5 protein-coding genes are annotated in these 4122 nt (G+C 60.5%); 4 read left to right on the top strand and 1 reads right to left on the bottom strand.

The window, feature by feature from the left end; translation table 11 throughout:
- Positions 1–144 precede the first annotated feature (144 nt).
- The 4 genes from fabA (at position 145) to QZ266_RS09025 (ending at position 3751) form a co-directional block, all read left to right on the top strand.
- A complete protein-coding gene (fabA, locus tag QZ266_RS09010) occupies positions 145–663 on the top strand; it encodes a bifunctional 3-hydroxydecanoyl-ACP dehydratase/trans-2-decenoyl-ACP isomerase (RefSeq protein WP_295694186.1) in 519 nt (172 codons plus the stop codon).
- A 14-nt stretch (positions 664–677) separates the two neighbouring features.
- Positions 678–1892 carry a beta-ketoacyl-ACP synthase I gene (fabB, locus tag QZ266_RS09015; protein ID WP_295694189.1) on the top strand — a complete coding sequence of 405 codons (1215 nt, stop codon included), beginning with the start codon at positions 678–680 and terminating at the stop codon, positions 1890–1892.
- Positions 1893–1936: 44 nt separating this feature from the next.
- Positions 1937–2755: an enoyl-ACP reductase gene (locus QZ266_RS09020; protein ID WP_121211387.1), complete on the top strand. Its 819-nt coding sequence runs from the start codon at positions 1937–1939 to the stop codon at positions 2753–2755.
- A 108-nt stretch (positions 2756–2863) separates the two neighbouring features.
- Complete coding sequence (locus QZ266_RS09025) at positions 2864–3751, top strand: HNH endonuclease (RefSeq protein ID WP_295694199.1); 888 nt, start codon at positions 2864–2866, stop codon at positions 3749–3751.
- A 16-nt stretch (positions 3752–3767) separates the two neighbouring features.
- Here the strand turns inward: QZ266_RS09025 and QZ266_RS09030 are convergent.
- Positions 3768–4122 (bottom strand): prolyl oligopeptidase family serine peptidase (locus tag QZ266_RS09030; protein ID WP_295694201.1); only part of this gene is annotated, 355 nt, incomplete at its 5' end.

Raw genomic sequence — 4122 nt, forward strand, 5'->3', positions numbered from 1 at the left:
CGACGGCAACCCCGCCTTGAGCCCCTCGGTCGCCCATGATACCGCTCTGCCCTGATCTTTCCGGCTGACCATGGACAGTCGGGTTTTCGTGACCAGCCCGGTGATCGCCATGCGCCTTCACCCGCGGCGCAACTGATCGGCTACATGACTGAACGCCAAAGCTCTTTCAGCTACAATGACCTGATCGACTCCAGCAATGGAAAGATGTGGGGACCGGACAATGCGCAGCTCCCCGCGCCGCCCATGTTGATGATGGATCGCATCACTCACATCGATGACGAAACCGGTGAACACGGCAAGGGCCAGATCATCGCCGAGCTCGACATCAAGCCCGACCTCTGGTTCTTCGACTGCCACTTCAAGGGCGATCCGGTGATGCCGGGTTGCCTCGGCCTCGATGCCATGTGGCAACTGGTTGGCTTCTTCCTGTGCTGGAAGGGCAATCCCGGCAAGGGCCGGGCTCTGGGCGTCGGCGAGGTGAAATTCACCGGCCAGATCACGCCGGACTGCAAGACCGTCCGCTATGTCATCGACCTCAAGCGCGTTATCCAGCGTCGCCTGATCATGGCCATCGGTGATGGTCGTGTCGAAGTTGATGGCAAGACCATCTACACTGCCAAGGATTTGCGCGTGGGCCTGTTCAAGCCCGGCGAAATGGCCTGACCCAGGAGAGCCTCATGCGTCGTGTTGTCATTACCGGTCTCGGCGTGATTTCCCCGATCGGCAATAATGCTGCGGAAGTCACCGAGTCCCTGAAGAACGGCAAGAGCGGCATTGGCCGCATGGAAAGCTTCGCCGAGCTTGGATTCCGCTGCCAGGTTGGCGGCAAGCCGGACATTGATCCGGCCGCCCATGTCGACAAGCGCGTCTACCGCTTCATGTCGGAAGGCGCCGGCTGGAACTATATGGCCATGGAACAGGCCATTGCTCACAGTGGTCTGGAAGAAAACGATATTTCCAACCACCGCACCGGCATCATCATGGGCTCGGGCGGTCCGTCCGCTGGCACCATCGTCAATGCCGCGGACATCACCCGCGAAAAGGGCCCCAAGCGGATCGGCCCGTTTGCCGTGCCCAAGGCAATGAGCTCGACAGCGTCGGCCACACTGGCCACGCCGTTCAAGATTCTCGGCGTGAATTATTCCATCACCTCGGCCTGCACGACCTCGCTGCACTGTATCGGAGCGGCGACCGAGCAGATCCAGTGGGGCAAGCAGGACGTCATGTTTGCCGGCGGTTGCGAGGAGATCCACTGGGCCCTCTCCAACCTGTTCGACGCCATGGGCGCCATGTCGACCAAATATAACGACACGCCGGAACAGGCGTCGCGCGCCTTTGACAAGGACCGCGACGGTTTCGTCGGCGGGGCCGGTGCCGGCGTGGTTGTTCTGGAAGAATACGAGCGGGCCAAGGCACGCGGTGCCAATATCATCGCCGAAGTGACCGGCTATGGCGCCACCTCTGACGGGCACGACATGGTCGCCCCGTCCGGCGAAGGCGCCATCCGCTCGATGAAACTGGCGATGGAAACGGTCAACAACCCGATCGACTATCTCAACCCGCACGCCACCGCGACCCCGGTCGGCGACATCAAGGAGATGGAAGCGGTCAAGGATGTCTTCGGTGACAGCGCGCCGATGATATCCGGCACCAAGTCGATGACGGGCCACTCGCTCGGCGCCGCCGGCGTGCACGAAGCCATCTACACGCTGTTGATGATGCAGAATGGTTTCGTCGCGCCGTCGATCAATGTCTTCGACATGGATCCCGACATTGCGGCCCTGAACCTGCCGATCATCACCGAGACCCGCGACGCCGATCTGAAAACCGCCATGTCGAACAGTTTCGGCTTTGGTGGCACCAACGGCACGGTCGTTTTCGAAAAAGTCTGACCCGCCCGATGCGGCGGCATCTGATCCAAAAAGAGGATATCACGATGAGTGACACGGTTTTCCCGGCCGGCGAGCTGATGAAGGGCAAGCGCGGACTTGTCATGGGCGTCGCCAACAAGAACTCGATTGCCTGGGGCATTGCCCAGCAATTGGCCGCCCAGGGCGCCGAGATCGCTTTTTCCTACCAGGATGAAGCGCTCGAGCGTCGGGTCCGCCCGCTGGTCGAGAGCCTGCCCTGTGAGCCCTTCATGGTCCAGGCAGACGTCACCAATGACGCCTCCATGGATGCCTGTTTCAAGGCGCTGGAAGACAAGTGGGGCACGATCGACTTCCTCGTCCACGCCATTGCCTTTGCCGGCAAGGACGAGCTGGTCGGCTCCTTCACCGAGAACACCACCCGCGAAGGCTGGCGCCGGGCGATGGACATCTCCGCCTTCTCCTTTGTCGATGCCGGCAAGCGCGCCTCCCACCTGATGCCCAATGGCGGCTCAATGGTGACGCTGACCTATCTCGGCTCCGAGCGGGTCGTCCCGTCCTACAATGTGATGGGTGTCGCCAAGGCAGCCCTCGAGGCCTCGACCCGCTATATGGCCCGCGACCTGGGCCCCAAGGACATCCGCGTCAACGCGCTCTCGGCCGGTCCGATGCGCACCCTCGCCATGGCCGGCATTTCCGGCGGCAAGGCCCTGATGCGCACCGGCCGCGAATGGTCGATGATGAAGCAGGACACCAAGATGGAAGGCGTCGCCGGCGCCGCCCTCTACCTGCTCAGCGATCTCGGCTTCTCCTGCACGGGTGAAACGCTGCATGTGGATGCAGGCTTCCACGCGGTGGCGGTGCCGAGCATGGATGACGACGACTGATCTGACGTCGGCAGATATCGGACTGAAAGACCCCGCCGGCGATGCTGGCGGGGTTTTTGATTCAAGAGCGCGCATTTACAAATCCGGCGTTTGCCGTAGCCTTCTCCCATGGGAAAAGTTGTCTTAACTCAAAAGGATGACAGTGGGTACGCCGATCAGGACGGTGTGGCCTATCATTTCCCACGTCGCTATCTGGACCGCATACTGAGTGCCGTCGGCGACTATGCAATTTTCTATCAGCCCAGACGCGGTGTACGTGGCCAATGCTACTGGGCGATTGCAAGAATCGACGAAGTTCGCCCAGATCCTGCTGAGCCCGATCACTTTTATGCCTTCCTGAGTGACCACGCTGAATTTCCTCAGCCCGTAAAGCCTTGGAAAACGCGGACGGCGACATGGGAAAGCTCCATCCAATTGGATGAGCGGACACTGAGCCGAGGCCGGATGGGTTGGTCTGTTAGACCCATCCCTGACGAAGAATTTTACGCGATTATCGCTGCGGGAATGGCGCCCGCTCTCCAAACCGAAGGTCACGCTAGCGGCATACCTGGAGCATTGTCGGATATAGGCCAAACGCCACTCAAAGACGACCGGCTGATACGAGAGGCGATGGGAAGTCGCCTGGTGCGAGATGCGGCATTCTCGCGAATAATTTCAAATGCCTACGAGCAAACCTGTGCCTTTACCGGGATACGAGTCCTCGACCACAACGGTCACGCTGAGATGGAGGCCGCGCACATACGGCCGATCACCGACAAAGGCCCCGACATCGCTAGCAATGGGTTGGCGTTATGCCAAACAGCACATTGGCTTTTTGACCACGGCCTAGTTTCGATAGCGAATGACCTTCACATCATTCGCTCAAGCCGTCTCCCGAGCGATCTAGATCGGCGCCTCAAACTGGCGGATACCCAAGTTCGAGTACCACGCGAAAGCCATTTGCGTCCCCACGCAGCATTCCTCGAATACCATCGGGACGTCGTCTTCAAACCGTAAGCTGCGGCCAGTCTGCCTACTCCGCAGCCTCTTCCTCATCCCCACCCATCGGATTGACCTCCGGCTTCACCCAGCGGTCCAGCCAGTCGATGCTTTCGGCCAGCACGTGCAGGATGCTCTCCCGGCCTCGATAGCCGTGGCTTTCATAGGGGAGCATGACCAGGCGGGCGGTGCCGGCATTGCCCTTAACGGCGGCGAACATGCGCTCGGACTGCATCGGATAGGTGCCGGAATTATTGTCCATCTGGCCGTGGATCATCAGCATGGGCTCATTGATCTGGTCGGCATGCATGAAGGGCGAGAGCTCGAAATAGGTCTCCGGTGCGGCCCAGAAGGTGCGGCGTTCGGACTGGAAGCCGAAGGGCGTCAGG

Origin of the sequence: uncultured Maricaulis sp., from assembly GCF_905480005.1 — a bacterium.
Taxonomy (GTDB): Bacteria; Pseudomonadota; Alphaproteobacteria; order Caulobacterales; family Maricaulaceae; genus Maricaulis.